Source organism: Pseudomonas sp. S44 (assembly GCF_016624805.1).
GTDB classification, from domain to species: domain Bacteria; phylum Pseudomonadota; class Gammaproteobacteria; order Pseudomonadales; family Pseudomonadaceae; genus Aquipseudomonas; species Aquipseudomonas machongensis.
Genome location: NZ_JACVTY010000003.1, coordinates 121610 through 135176 on the forward strand (window position 1 = coordinate 121610; position 13567 = coordinate 135176).

Below are 13567 nucleotides of genomic sequence, written 5' to 3' on the forward strand. Positions count from 1 at the left end.
TGCGATAACGCCCGCTCAGGCTACACATCATTCAAGGGAGTACACCATGGGTATCTTTGACTGGAAACACTGGATCGTCCTGCTGGTCGTCGTAGTGCTGGTGTTCGGCACCAAAAAGCTGAAGAACTTCGGCAGCGACCTGGGCGAATCGATCAAAGGCTTTCGCAAGGCCATGAACGAGGAAGAAAGCAAGCCTGCCGAGCAGACTCCGCCGCCTGTACAGCCGTCCGTGCAACCCACCCAGCAGCCGCACAACACCGCGCCGCTGAGCCAGCCGCACACCATCGAGGGCCAGGCTCAGCCGGTCCAAGAGCCACAACGGAAAGACTGACCCATGTTCGGCATCAGCTTCAGCGAGCTGCTGCTCGTCGGCCTGGTTGCCCTGCTGGTGCTCGGCCCCGAGCGCCTGCCTGGCGCCGCGCGTACCGCGGGGTTGTGGATCGGCCGGCTCAAGCGCAGCTTCAACAGCATCAAGATGGAAGTCGAGCGCGAGATCGGTGCCGATGACATCCGCCGCCAGTTGCACAACGAGCACATCCTGCAGATGGAACAGGAAGCCAAGCGCATCCTCAACCCGCAGACACCGCCCGCGCAGCCCGTGAACACGCCGGCCGCGAGCGAGACTCCCGCACCTGTCGCCGACGCCAATGCCGCCCCAGCGGCGCCCACGACCACCCCTGAGCCGCACCAGCCGCCCCGAGCCCCATGAGCGAAACTCCGGAACACGACCAGCCCATGCCGCTGGTCTCGCACCTGACCGAACTGCGCACCCGCCTGCTGCGTTGCGTAGCCGTTATCTTCCTGATCTTCGCCGGGCTGTTCTCCTTCGCCCAGCAGATCTACACCCTGGTCTCGGCACCCTTGCGTGCGCACCTGCCGGCCAACGCGACGATGATCGCCACCGACGTGGCATCACCGTTCCTCACGCCGTTCAAGCTGACCATGATCGTCTCGCTATTCCTGGCCATCCCGTTCATCCTCCAGCAGATCTGGGGCTTCATCGCACCGGGGCTGTATCGCCATGAAAAGCGCATCGCCATCCCGCTGCTGATCTCCAGCATCATCCTGTTCTACGCCGGCATGGCCTTCGCCTACTTCCTGGTGTTCCCGCTGATCTTCGGCTTCTTCGCCAGCGCCACCCCTGAAGGCGTGTCGATGATGACCGACATCGCCAGCTACCTCGACTTCGTCATGACCCTGTTCTTCGCCTTCGGCGTCGCCTTCGAGATTCCGGTGGCGGTGGTGCTGCTGGTGTGGATCGGCGTTGTCGATGTGAAGTACCTGAAGAAGATCCGTCCCTACGTGATCATCGGCTGCTTCGTGGTCGGCATGATCCTCACCCCGCCGGACATCTTCTCGCAAACACTGCTGGCCGTGCCCATGTGGCTGCTGTTCGAGATCGGCGTGCTGTTCGGCGGCCTGATCCGCAAGCGCAGCCATCCGCAGGATGAAGCCGCGGACGACCACAACGACCAGCCACCAGCGACCCAGGCGTGAACCTGCTGCTGCTCGAGGAGGCCGACTTCGTCGCGGCCGACCGTGTCGTACTGGCCGACCGCCGCTTCACTCACATGCAGGACATCCACCGCGTGGCGGTGGGCGACACCCTGCGCGTAGGCCGCATCGGCAGCCTGATGGGCCAGGCCGAGGTGATCCGCCTGGAGGGCCACGAAGCCGAGCTGCGGGTCAGCTTCGATCAGGAGCCACCAGCGAAGCTGCCGCTCACCCTGGTGCTGGCCGTCCCCCGCCCCAAGATGCTGCGCCGTCTGTTCCAGACCATCGCCACCCTCGGCGTGCCACGGTTGATCCTGGTCAACAGCTACAAGGTCGAGAAAAGCTTCTGGCAGACGCCGTTCCTGCAGCCGGACAGCATCCGCGAGAACCTGATCCTGGGCCTTGAGCAGGCCCGTGACACCGTGCTGCCGGAAATCATCATCGAAAAGCGCTTCAAACCCTTCGTCGAAGACCGGCTGCCCACCATCGCCGACGGCACGCTCGGCCTGGTTGGCCATCCCGGCCCCTACCCGGCTTGCCCACGCGCGGTGCAAGGGCCGGTGACCCTGGCGATCGGCCCGGAAGGCGGTTGGATTCCCTACGAAGTGGAACTGCTGGGCAAGGCCGGCCTGGCCCCCGTACAACTGGGCGAGCGCATCCTGCGTGTGGAAACGGCGGTCACGGCTCTGCTTTCCCGAATATTCTGACCATTTGGTCAGCATCCTGGCATCAAGTTTCTCCCCAGCAGGCCGATGGCCTTGCAACACAAGAAAATTCTGGCTTTTCAAGTCGCCGGGGAGATCGTCATGTACGGAAAGGTTGTCCAGTCGCTGGGAAACGTGAGCGTCAGTCGCAAACTGGGGGCCGGCTTCGGCCTGGTACTGTTGTTGACCATGGCCATCACCGCCACAGGCTGGCGCGGCATGGACTCGATCATCGACCGCGGTGACAAGCTGGGCAACATCTCCTTGATCCTCGGCTACAGCCAGGACCTGCGCATCGCCCGCCAGCAGTACGAACGCAATCGCGACGACGCATCGGCGGGCGAGCTGGAAAAAGCGCTCGGCAAGCTCGAGCAGCAGGTCGAGATGATGCTCGGGCAGATCGAGCATCCGCAGGATCGCCAGCGCCTGGAGCAGCAGCGTCAAGCCGTGCGCCAATACCGCCAGGCCTTCGTCGAGCTCAAGCAGGCCGGCCAGCGCCGTGAAGCCGCACGCAGTGTGCTGGGTGACAGCGCCGACAAGGCCGCTGCGCTGATCGGTCAGGTGCAGCAACGCCTTGCGCAAGGTGGCGACATCAGCCTCTATCAACAGATCGTGCAGGCCAGCGCCTTGCTCCAGCAGGCGCGCTTCCAGGTGCGCGGCTACACCTATAGCGGCAAGGCCGAATTCCAGCAGACCGCGCTGGATGCCATCGACCAGGCGCTCGCTGTGCTCAAGGCCCTGCCGGCCAGGGTGCCCGCCGAATACGCCGCCAGTCTCGATGATGCCGCCAATGCCATGGGCGCCTATCGCGATGCGGTGAACCAGTTCGGCGCAGCGCAGACCAGCGCGGAGCAGACCTTGCAACGCATGGTTGTACAGGGCCAGGTGTTGATGGATGCCGGTACGCAGATGACCGCATCGCAGACCGCCGTGCGCAACAGTGGTGCCCTGCAGGCCAAGACCCTACTGGGCGGAGCCAGTGCCCTGGCCCTGCTGCTAGGCATCATTGCCGCCTGGGCCATCACCCGGCAGATCGTCGTGCCCCTGCGCCAGACCCTCAGCGCCGCCGAACGCGTGGCCAGCGGCGACTTGAGCCAGGACCTGCTGGTGCAACGTCGCGACGAACTCGGCCAACTGCAAGCCAGCATGCAACGCATGACCCAGGGCCTGCGCGAACTGATCAGCGGTATCGGTGACGGCGTCACCCAGATCGCCAGCGCTGCCGAAGAGCTGTCGGCCGTCACCGAGCAGACCAGCGCAGGGGTCAACAACCAGAAAGTCGAGACCGACCAGGTCGCGACCGCCATGAACGAAATGGCAGCCACCGTGCAGGAAGTCGCGCGCAACGCCGAGCAGGCGTCGGAAGCGGCGCTGATGGCCGATCAGCAGGCTCGCGAGGGTGATCGGGTGGTCGGCGAGGCCATCGCCCAGATCGAGCGCCTGGCCAACGAAGTGGGTAACTCCAGCGAAGCGATGAACCAGCTCAAGACCGAGAGCGACAAGATCGGCAGCGTGCTCGACGTGATCAAGTCGGTTGCCCAGCAGACCAATCTGCTGGCCCTCAACGCCGCCATCGAAGCTGCACGCGCAGGTGAGGCTGGTCGCGGATTCGCCGTTGTCGCCGATGAAGTACGCAGCCTGGCGCAGCGCACCCAGCAGTCGACCGAGGAGATCGAGGAGCTGATCGCCAACCTGCAGAGCGGCACCCAGCGGGTATCCAGTGTGATGGACAGCAGCCGCGAACTCACCGACAGCAGCGTCGAACTGACCCGTCGCGCCGGCAGCTCGCTGGATACCATTACCCGCACCGTGTCGTCGATCCAATCGATGAACCAGCAGATCGCTACGGCGGCAGAGCAGCAGAGTGCAGTGGCCGAGGAGATCAACCGCAGCGTGATGAATGTACGGGATATTTCCGACCAGACCTCGGCGGCCAGTGAAGAGACTGCCAGCTCCAGCGTCGAGCTGGCGCGGCTCGGCACCCACCTGCAGGGCCTGGTAGCCCGCTTCCGTCTCTGAGCGCCGCCGGGCAAGGAATAATCACTACCTGCCAGTGGAACTTTCCCACAGGATTTACAGGTCGAGTCCCACGCGCGCTCTGCCGATGAGCAGAAGGACCATGCTGGCAACCTACCAGCATGGTCCTTCTCTCATATGGATGGAGACTCGCCATGTTCGGATATCTCAATCGCTGCCTCGCCAACCTCAGCGTGCGACTCAAACTCACCCTCGGCTTCGCCGTGGTCCTGTTGCTCACACTCGCAACCACCGTCAGCGGCTGGCGCGCCCTGGACGGTGCCATCATCCGCTCGCAACAGCTCAGCGAGATCGTGCAGATCAGTGACCTGAGCAAAGACCTGCGCGCCGAACGCATCACCTACCGCGTGCTGGCCGACGACACCAGCAAGACACGCATCGACGCGATCCTCGACCAGCTCGAACGCCGGCTCACCGTGCTCCAGCAACGCAGCAGCGTCGACCAGTCGCGCGAGCTGCTCAGCGAGAAGCTGCGTCAGTTGCAGCGCCTGCGCGAGAACTACGCCGAGCTGCTGCGCGCAGTCGATAGCCGTGCCGAGCTGCGCAAGATCATGCGCGACAAGGACCGGATACTGGATGAAGTCATCGACGACCTGCAGACCCAAGCGCTGCTCAAGCTTCCCGCCGACCAGCCGCAGGGCAACCTGCTCGGACTGATGGACACGCTCACGCGCCAGGTCGACAGCGCCAACCAGCAAAGCCTGGTACCCGCCTACACGTTCTCGCCCGTCGAGGACTTCGCACAGGTCGGCAATGCGGCGCTCGATGCTGCGCAAGCCAGCCTGGAGCAAATGCTGACGGCACTTGCACCGCTCGCATTGCCGAGCGAGCTCATGGCGCGCCCCAAGCCCGCCCTGGCCGAGTACCGGGCCAGCCTGGAGCAATACCGTCGCGCAGCGATCCGCGTCGAACAACTGCAGAGCGACATGGAAGTCATCGGTAACGACCTGAGTGACGCCAGCGTGACGCTGGCCGAGCAGAAAGTTGCACAACGCGACCATGAAGCCGTAGCCGCTCGCTCACTGCTGACCAGCGTGGCACTGCTGGCCTTGGCTGTCGGCGTGCTGGCCGGCTGGCTGATCACCCGGCAGATCACCGAGCCACTGCGCCAGACACTGGCCCAGGCCGCCCGCATCGCTCGCGGCGACCTCAGCCAAGTGGAAACGGTGGCGCGTCGCGACGAAATGGGCCAGTTGCAGCGCAGCATGTGCGAGATGACGCTGAGCCTGCGCCAGCTGATCGGCGGCATCGACCAGAGCGTCGAGCACTTGTCACAAGCGGCCTCGCAACTGGCCGGGGCCAGCGCAGACACGCTCGAGCGCATCACTCAGCAGCGCGAGGAAACCGACCAGGTGGCCACGGCGATGAACCAGATGAGCGCGACCGTGCAGGAAGTGGCACAGAACGCCGAACATGCCTCATTGGCCGCAACCGACGCTGACCAGCAGGCGCAAGTGGGCGATCAGGTAGTGGCCGAAGCCATCGCGCGTATCGAACAGCTGGCAACGCAGATGGACCGCTGCCTCACTTCGATGCAACACCTGGCGGGGGAAAGCCAACGGATCGGCAGTATCCTCGACGTGATCAAGTCGGTGTCAGAACAGACCAACCTGTTGGCCCTCAATGCGGCCATCGAAGCGGCACGTGCCGGCGAAGCCGGTCGCGGGTTCGCGGTGGTGGCCGACGAAGTACGGGGCCTGGCCCAGCGCACCCAACAGTCGACCGAGGAGATCGAGCACCTGATCGAAAGCCTGCACCAGGGCACCGATGAAGTCACTTCACTGCTCGACAGCAGCAGGACCCTGACCGAGCAAAGTGTCGAGCTGAGTCGCCGCGCGGGCGATGCATTGGGGCAGATCACCCGGACCGTATCGAACATCCAGGGGATGAACCAGCAAATCGCCACCGCCAGCGAAGAGCAGAGCGTGGTGGCCGAACAGATCAACCGCAGCGTGATCAGTGTGCGCGAGGCTTCCGATCACACCAGTTCGGCGAGCGAACAGACGGCCACTTCCAGTGGTGAACTACAGCAGCTGGGGCAGCAGTTGCGGGGGATGGTGGGGCGATTCAGCCTGTAGGAACGGTGGTGTGCCTTGGCGGGCAAGCTTGCGCCTACAAGAGGTCGGGCTTGCCCACGCAAAGAGCGATCCGATCAAAGCACCTGGCGCAAGAACGCCTGGGCCCGCGGGTCCCTCGGCGCCGCGAAGAACGCAGCGGGTGCCGAATCTTCCAGCAACTTGCCATGGTCGAAGAACAGCACCCGGTCAGCCACCTCACGGGCAAAGCCCATCTCATGGGTCACGCAGACCATGGTCATGCCTTCCTGGGCCAGGGTCTTCATGACATCCAGCACCTCGCCGACCATCTCGGGGTCGAGCGCCGAGGTCGGTTCGTCGAACAGCATCACCTTCGGATCCATCGCCAGGGCGCGGGCAATGGCCACCCGCTGCTGCTGCCCCCCCGAGAGGCGAGAGGGGTATTCATTGACCTTCTGGCCAATGCCGACCTTCTCCAGCAGTGCACGGGCCTTGGCTTCGCGGTCGGCCTTGCTACGTTTGCGCACCACCTTCTGCGCCAGGCACAGGTTCTCCAGCACGGTCATGTGCGGGAACAGGTTGAAGTGCTGGAACACCATGCCGACTTCACGGCGGTAGGCGTTGATATCGGTCTTGGGGTCTTCCAGGCGCAGCCCATCGATGGCCACATGGCCTTCGTCGAAATGCTCCAGGCCGTTCAGGCAGCGCAGGAAGGTCGACTTGCCGGAACCCGAGGGGCCCAGCACCACCACCACCTCGCCCTTGGCAACCTGGGTGGAGACGTTGTCCACCGCACGCACCACCTGGCCACGGGTGTCGAAGACTTTCAGCAGGTCACGGACTTCAATCACTTTGCGCAAGCCTCCGCTCGAGCCGGCTGGCAATGTGCGACAGCGGCAGGTTGATCAGCAGGTACAGGCCTGCCACGCAGAACCAGATTTCGAAGGTCGAGAACGACGTGGTGATCGCCTCGCGACCGCTCTTGGTCAGCTCGGTAATGGCGATCACCGACACCAGCGAGGTGTCCTTGACCAGACTGATGAACTGCCCCGCCAGTGGCGGCAGCACACGCTTGAACGCCTGGGGCAGGATCACATGGCGCATCGACTGGCTGGCATTCAGGCCCAGCGAGCGCGCCGCTTCGTTCTGCCCCTTGGCGATCGACTGCACACCGGCACGGACGATCTCGGCCACATAGGCGCCGGTGAACAGCGCCAGCGCCGCCACCCCGGCGAACTCGCGGGACAGGTTGAGCACGGTGCCGATGAAGAAATAGAAGATGAAGATCTGCACCAGCAGCGGCGTACCGCGCACCAGTTCGACATAGACCGTGGACAGGTCGCGCAGGGTCGGGTTGCTCGACAACCGGCACAACCCGGCGAACAGGCCGATCACCAAACCGAACGCACCGGAAAGCACCGAGATCCACAAGGTGGTCCACAGGCCCCAGGCCAGCGGGCCGGCCGCCCAGTGGCGGGTGACGCCGATCTGGTCGCCCTCGGCGACATCGTCACCACGGCTCAGTTGCAGACTGTCCTTGACCACCTCCAGCACTTGCACCTCGCCGTCCTCGCTCTTGAGCGTGACGCGGGCGTCGTTGCCGGACACGACGATCTCCTCGACGGTGCCGTAGGCCGCGGCGCGCTGCACGTCTTCGGCCTGGAAGGCGAAGTACTGCGGCACACGGTTCCAGCGCCACTCGTAGGAAATCATCGAGGTGGCCATGTACAGACTGAACGCCAGGCCCACCAGCACCAGCGCGGTAAGCGCGTGCCAGGGCCACTGGGCTTTCTTGTGTTTGATCACGTGGGTGCTTCCGTAAATGCGAACGCGCAGGGGTTGCCTGCGCGTCAGGGTCATCGCCAGGGCTTGTGGTCCGGGCTCTTATTCCATGTCCTTCAGCCAGTCGGTCTTCTTGAACCACTTGTCGTGAATACGATCGTAGGTCCCGTCGTGCTTGATCTGGTGCAGGAAGTTGTTGATGAAGTTGATGCTGTCGTAGTCGCCCTTCTTCAGGCCGAATGCCAGCGGCTCGTAGGTGAAGGGTTCTTCCAGGTAGACCAGCTTGCCGGCGCCTGCCTTGTTCACCGCGACCACGTTGTACGGCGCGTCGTAGACGAAGGCATCGGCCTTGCCGTTGACCACGTCCATCACCGCTTCCTGCTCGTTGTCGTAGCCGTGGTACTTGGCCTTGCTGATCAGCTTCTTGGCGACCAGCTCGCCGGTGGTGCCGAGTTTGGAGGTCAGGCGGTACTTCTCGTTGTTCAGGTCCTTGTACGACTTGATCTCGCCTGCCAGCTCCTTGCGGATCAGCAGGGTCTGGCCAACGACGATGAAGGGTTCGCTGAAGTTCAGGCGCAGGTTGCGTTCCTGAGTCAGGGTCATGCCGCTGCCGATCATGTCGAACTTGTCGGTCAGCAGGGCCGGGATGATGCCGTCATAGGCGGTGGAGACGGTTTCGAGCTTGACGCCCATGGACTTGGCCATCGCCTTGAGGATGTCGACCTCGAAGCCGACGATCTCGCCGCGCTTGTTGGTCATCTGGAACGGCATGTAGGTCGGGTCCATACCCACGCGCAGGGTGCCGCGCTTGACCGCATCATCGATGGCGCCCGCCTGGGCGGTTGTGACCGCGATCAGCGCGGTGACGCCGAGCAGCATGCGCGACAGGTATTTCTTCATCATCACCAGGTCCCCTAGCAAGAAGTACGCAGAATTTTATTGTGTGCACGATCGTTCCGACCGGTGCGTTGTGTCGGGACGGATGCTAACGCATGCAGGCCCTGGGACCTAGAGCCGGTGGGGACTTTGTTGGCCAAAAATCATGGCAGCAGAAAAAGCTTCGCGGGCAAGCCCGCTCCTACAGGCTTTGTAGGAGCGGGCTTGCCCGCGAATGCGATGGATCAGGCGCCGACAAGTGCCGGCTGGCCCTCACCCTCGGGATGCAGCGGCAACAGCGGCGAGTGCGGATCGTTGGCGATGGAGTTGCGCCACACCTTGATCCACGCCTCGTTCTGCTCGGTCCACACCCGCTCGTGCAGGCGCGACAGCGCCACCGGATCGCTCAGCAGGGCCAGGCGAGTATTGCCGTCGATCCCCTTGGGGCCCGCTTCCAGCGCCTTGGCGATACGCTCGGCGCGCAGCGTCTCGATCGCATCGGACTGACCATGACGGGCCGTACCCATGGCGCAGGCCAGGGCGTTCTGACGCGGATCGACCACGGCGCGAACGAAGCCATCCTTCAGGGCGTGCCAGCGGTTCTCGTGGGTGTACTGGTCGGTTGCCAGCAGCTCGTGCGGCGTGGCGTATTCCTCGGGAATCAGGAACAAGCGCTCGTCCTTGGCCGCCAGGCCCAGGCGCACACGGCTGGAGATCACCGAAACCGGGATCGACAGCACCAGCGAGCCGACGATCGGCGCCAGCCACCACAGGAAGCTCGGATTCAGCCAAGCCACCAGCGCAGCCCAGGCGATACCCAGCAAGGTCTGCGGGCCATGACGCCGCACCGCTTCGCTCCACGGGGTGGAATCGTCGTCACGCTGCGGCGAATTCCAGGTCGCTGCCCAGCCGAGGAACGCGGCCAACACGAAGCGGGTGTGGAAGATCATCCGCACCGGCGCCAGCAACATGGAGAACAGCATCTCCATCAGCATCGACAGGGTCACCCTGATCCGCCCGCCGAACTCGGTCGCGCCCTTGGCCCAGATCAGGATGATGCTGAGCAGCTTGGGCAGGAACAGCAGCACGATGGTGGTAGAGAACAGCGCGATGGCTTTTTCCGGGTGCCACTGCGGCCACAGCGGATACAGCTGGAACGGCTCGATGAAGTACTGCGGCTCCATCAGCGTGTTGGTTGCCAGCAACGCGGTCGACAGCACCAGGAACAGGAACCACAGCGGCGCCGACAGGTACGACATCACCCCGGTGAGGAACACCGCGCGGTGCACCGGGTGCATGCCCTTGACCAGGAACAGGCGGAAGTTCATCAGGTTGCCGTGGCACCAGCGCCGGTCGCGCTTGAGCTCATCGAGCAGGTTCGGCGGCAGCTCTTCATAGCTGCCCGGCAGGTCGTAGGCGATCCACACGCCCCAGCCGGCACGGCGCATCAGCGCGGCTTCGACGAAGTCGTGGGACAGGATCGCGCCGGCGAAGGCGCCCTTGCCCGGCAATGGCGCCAAGGCGCAGTGCTCGATGAAGGGCTTCATGCGGATGATCGCGTTGTGCCCCCAGTAATGCGATTCGCCCAGCTGCCAGAAGTGCAGGCCGGCGGTGAACAGCGGGCCGTACACACGGGTGGCGAACTGCTGCATGCGCGCATAGAGCGTGTCCATGCCCGAAGCCTTCGGCCCGGTCTGGATGATACCGGCGTCCGGGTTGGCCTCCATCAGGCGCACCAGGCTGCTCAAGCACTCACCGCTCATCACGCTGTCGGCGTCGAGCACGACCATGTACTTGTATTCGCCCCCCCAGCGACGGCAGAAGTCGTCGAGGTTGCCGCTCTTGCGTTTCACGCGGCGGCGGCGGCGGCGATAGAAGATACGACCGAAGCCTTTCGCCTCACGGCACACCTCGAGCCACGCCTGTTGCTCGGCAACGGCGATGTCGGTGTCGTTGGTGTCGCTGAGCACGAAGAAGTCGAAGCGGTCCAGGTTGCCGGTGGCGGCCACCGACTCGAAGGTCGCGCGCAGGCCAGCGAAGACCCGTGGCACATCTTCGTTGCAGATCGGCATGACGATCGCGGTGCGGGCATCGGCCGGGATCGGCTCGTTGCCGGCACTGCTGCCGGAAATCTTGTACTTGTCGCGGCCGGTGAGCAGCTCGAGGAAGCCCATCAGCGCGGTCCAGAAGCCCGCCGACACCCAGCAGAACAGGATGCCGAAGAGAATCAGGATGGAAGTCTGCAAGGCATAGGGCCAGACCTGCACGACGGTGTCCCAGATCGGCTGGTTGACCACTTCGTCCAGGTCGACGAACGACCAGCCCTGGTACGGCAGGATGCCCTTCATGTACCAGCCGGCGACGATGGTCTGACCGATCATCAGCGCCAGCAGGATGTAGCGGCGCAACGAACCGACCCGGCGCCAGCGTGCCGGCGGCAACTCGCGCTTGGGCGGTTGCGGAGCGTTGGTGCGGCCAGTCATGCGCCGCCACATGCGCACCAGAATATTGGTGCGCCAGGGCTCGGGCAGGACCTTGGTACGCTTGATCGGCGGGGCGATCTTCAGGCACAGGCGGCCACCGCCGTCGACGCCGAGCATCTCGGCCTCTTCGAGCTCGGCGGCACTGCCAACCGTCAGACGGGAACCCACCGAAGCCTGGACGGCCTCGGTGGCGCTGGCGGCCGGATCGGCCGCCAGGCGTTGGTGCAGCTCGCTGAAGGAAGAGCAGCTGGCGAGTTCCGCTCGCTGCTCATCGCTCAGAGGGAGGTGGGCCAGGTACTCGCCAAGCGATTCCGGCCTTGCGCTTGAGTTACTCATCGGCAGGCAACTGATAGCTCCAGGTTTCGGTCAGCACCTTCTCGGTGGTGGCCGGGGCCCCGTTGGTGGACGCCGCGTCGGCGGCTGGTTGCTCGGCAGGCGTCTCGGCCTTCTCGGCCTTGGCATGCTGAGCCTTGGCGTGCTTGGCGGCCGCCTTGTCCTGCTTGGTTTCGGCAGGTTTGGTTTCCTTCGGCGCCTCGACCGGAACATCGCGTACCAGCGCGGCACGCATCTCGGTGGACTTCTTCGGATCCTTGACCTTCAACCGCAGGGTCAGACGCCAGCCCTTGATCTCAGGGTTGTAGCGTAGATTGTTCTCGACCAGCTCGGCATTGTCGCCCACGCTGACCTGGCTGCGCACCGCGGTGTCTTCCGGCAATGCCGCCAGCACCGGGCCGTTGAAGTCGACCAGGAAGGCCACGCTGCCATCGGCCTGACGGATCAGGTTGGCTTGCTTGACGTCACCGGTGGAACGCAGGGTCTGCTTGACCCAGCCAAGGTCCTGGGCCTGGAACTTGGGCTCGCTGATGGTCCAGTGCAGGCGGTAGTTGTACTCGAAGGGCTTGCCTGGCTCAGGCAAGGTTTCCGGGCTCCAGAAAGCAACGATGTTGTCGTTGGTCTCGTCGGCAGTCGGAATCTCGACCAGGTCGACGGTACCCTTGCCCCAGTCGCCCTTGGGCTCGATCCAGGTGCTTGGACGCTTCTGGTAGTTGTCGTCGAGGTCTTCGAAGTCGCTGAAGGCGCGCTGACGCTGCATCAGGCCGAAACCACGCGGGTTCTCGACGCTGAAGTTGCTGACTGCCAGGTGTTTCGGGTTGTTCAGCGGACGCCACAGCCATTCGCCGTTGCCGGCGTGGATCGACAGGCCTTCGGAGTCATGCAGCGCCGGACGGTAGTTCTGTACCTTCGACGGCTGGTTCGGGCCGAACAGGAACATGCTGGTCAGCGGGGCGATGCCCAGGCGACTGACGTGATCGCGCAGGAACACCTTGGACTTGACGTCGACGATGGTGTCGTCGCCTGGACGCACGGTCAGCTTATAGGCGCCGGTGGAACGTGGCGAATCAAGCAGCGCGTAGATCACCAGGTGCTTGTCGGCGGGCTTGGGCTTCTCGATCCAGAACTCGCGAAAGCGCGGGAACTCTTCGCCGGACGGCAGCGCGGTGTCGATGGCCAGGCCACGGGCAGACAGGCCATAGGCGTGCCCCTTGCCGACCACGCGGAAGTAGCTGGCGCCCAGCAGGGTCATGATCTCATCCTGCTTGTCAGGCTTGTTGATCGGGTAGAGCACGCGGAAACCGGCGTAGCCGAGGTTCTTGGTGGCATCGGCGTCATGCGGTACGTCGCCGAACTCGAAGCGGCTCGGGTCGTACTTGATCTCTTCGACCTTCTTGGCGGTGATCTCGTTGATGGTCACCGGCGTGTCGAAGTGCATGCCCTGATGATAGAAGGAGAGCTTGAACGGGGTCTTGTCATTCGCCCATTCGGCCTTTTCCTGGATGAAGCGGATTTTCTGATAGTCCGCGTACTTCATGTCGCGGAACACCGGAGGCAGGTTGCTCTTCGGTGCTTCGTACTTCTGGCCGGCCAGATCCTTTGCCTTGGCTGCAACATCGTCAAGATTGAATGCCCACAGCTGGCCAGCGCTCATCAGGCCAACCAGCGCTGCGCCTGCCAACAAGGCCGTGCGCAGCCGATTGCCGGGGATTCTTGGTGCATTACAGGGACTTACAATCACGAGCAACCCTCGCCGTAAACAGATCATGAAACCAACGGCCAGCGACCAATGCCGGGTTGGCGAGCACTGTTCGGACCCCGC

The 13567-nt window shown here is 63.9% G+C and carries 11 protein-coding genes and 1 pseudogene; 7 read left to right on the plus strand and 5 right to left on the minus strand.

All coding sequences use genetic code 11. From position 1 onward, the window contains the following. The first annotated feature begins 46 nt into the window (after positions 1 to 46). From IAE40_RS04685 to IAE40_RS04710, 7 genes and pseudogenes are all read left to right on the plus strand, one after another. Positions 47 to 331 (plus strand): twin-arginine translocase TatA/TatE family subunit, encoded by a 285-nt coding sequence (locus IAE40_RS04685; RefSeq protein WP_054894793.1) that lies wholly within the window; start codon positions 47 to 49, stop codon positions 329 to 331. Positions 332 to 334: 3 nt separating this feature from the next. After that, positions 335 to 709, plus strand: a complete 375-nt coding sequence (gene tatB / locus IAE40_RS04690; RefSeq protein ID WP_197893370.1) for a Sec-independent protein translocase protein TatB — start codon at positions 335 to 337, stop codon at positions 707 to 709. Beyond that, entirely contained in the window at positions 706 to 1497 is a 792-nt protein-coding gene (gene tatC / locus IAE40_RS04695) for a twin-arginine translocase subunit TatC (RefSeq protein WP_063546576.1), read from the plus strand. Before tatB ends, tatC begins: the two co-directional genes overlap by 4 nt. After that, positions 1494 to 2201, plus strand: a complete 708-nt coding sequence (locus IAE40_RS04700) for a 16S rRNA (uracil(1498)-N(3))-methyltransferase (RefSeq protein WP_200602748.1) — start codon at positions 1494 to 1496, stop codon at positions 2199 to 2201. The genes tatC and IAE40_RS04700 overlap by 4 nt, the downstream gene beginning before the upstream one ends. 216 nt (positions 2202 to 2417) lie before the next feature. Beyond that, positions 2418 to 3362, plus strand: a pseudogene (locus IAE40_RS25995) (methyl-accepting chemotaxis protein); the annotation flags it as partial. Positions 3363 to 3503: 141 nt separating this feature from the next. Further along, the gene (locus IAE40_RS26000) at positions 3504 to 4217 is read left to right on the plus strand and encodes a methyl-accepting chemotaxis protein (protein WP_414155833.1); all 714 of its coding nucleotides are present in this window, start codon (positions 3504 to 3506) and stop codon (positions 4215 to 4217) included. Positions 4218 to 4369: 152 nt separating this feature from the next. Then, positions 4370 to 6313 carry a HAMP domain-containing methyl-accepting chemotaxis protein gene (locus IAE40_RS04710; RefSeq protein ID WP_200602749.1) on the plus strand — a complete coding sequence of 648 codons (1944 nt, stop codon included), beginning with the start codon at positions 4370 to 4372 and terminating at the stop codon, positions 6311 to 6313. A 74-nt stretch (positions 6314 to 6387) separates the two neighbouring features. On the opposite strand, the gene IAE40_RS04715 is transcribed toward IAE40_RS04710, so the two are convergent. The 5 genes from IAE40_RS04715 to IAE40_RS04735 all read right to left on the minus strand — a co-directional run bounded on the left by IAE40_RS04715 (position 6388) and on the right by IAE40_RS04735 (position 13486). After that, positions 6388 to 7122, minus strand: coding sequence for an amino acid ABC transporter ATP-binding protein (locus IAE40_RS04715; protein WP_054894811.1), 735 nt, complete (start codon positions 7120 to 7122; stop codon positions 6388 to 6390). Next, positions 7115 to 8077 carry an amino acid ABC transporter permease gene (locus tag IAE40_RS04720; protein ID WP_054894812.1) on the minus strand — a complete coding sequence of 321 codons (963 nt, stop codon included), beginning with the start codon at positions 8075 to 8077 and terminating at the stop codon, positions 7115 to 7117. Before IAE40_RS04720 ends, IAE40_RS04715 begins: the two co-directional genes overlap by 8 nt. Positions 8078 to 8155: 78 nt before the next feature. After that, positions 8156 to 8953, minus strand: coding sequence for a transporter substrate-binding domain-containing protein (locus IAE40_RS04725; RefSeq protein ID WP_200602780.1), 798 nt, complete (start codon positions 8951 to 8953; stop codon positions 8156 to 8158). A 221-nt stretch (positions 8954 to 9174) separates the two neighbouring features. Next, entirely contained in the window at positions 9175 to 11748 is a 2574-nt protein-coding gene (gene mdoH, locus IAE40_RS04730; protein ID WP_200602750.1) for a glucans biosynthesis glucosyltransferase MdoH, read from the minus strand. Then, a complete protein-coding gene (locus IAE40_RS04735; protein WP_081255321.1) occupies positions 11741 to 13486 on the minus strand; it encodes a glucan biosynthesis protein G in 1746 nt (581 codons plus the stop codon). The genes mdoH and IAE40_RS04735 overlap by 8 nt, the downstream gene beginning before the upstream one ends. Between the last annotated feature and the right edge of the window lie 81 nt (positions 13487 to 13567).

Excerpts from the sequence above, each read along its gene's own strand:
- IAE40_RS04685 (WP_054894793.1), top strand. The coding sequence starts at position 47 with ATGGGTATCTTTGACTGGAAACACTGGATCGTCCTGCTGGTCGTCGTA.
- tatB (WP_197893370.1), top strand. The coding sequence starts at position 335 with ATGTTCGGCATCAGCTTCAGCGAGCTGCTGCTCGTCGGCCTGGTTGCC.
- tatC (WP_063546576.1), top strand. The coding sequence starts at position 706 with ATGAGCGAAACTCCGGAACACGACCAGCCCATGCCGCTGGTCTCGCAC.
- IAE40_RS26000 (WP_414155833.1), top strand. The coding sequence starts at position 3,504 with ATGAACGAAATGGCAGCCACCGTGCAGGAAGTCGCGCGCAACGCCGAG.
- IAE40_RS04710 (WP_200602749.1), top strand. The coding sequence starts at position 4,370 with ATGTTCGGATATCTCAATCGCTGCCTCGCCAACCTCAGCGTGCGACTC.
- IAE40_RS04725 (WP_200602780.1), bottom strand. The coding sequence starts at position 8,953 with ATGAAGAAATACCTGTCGCGCATGCTGCTCGGCGTCACCGCGCTGATC.
- mdoH (WP_200602750.1), bottom strand. The coding sequence starts at position 11,748 with ATGAGTAACTCAAGCGCAAGGCCGGAATCGCTTGGCGAGTACCTGGCC.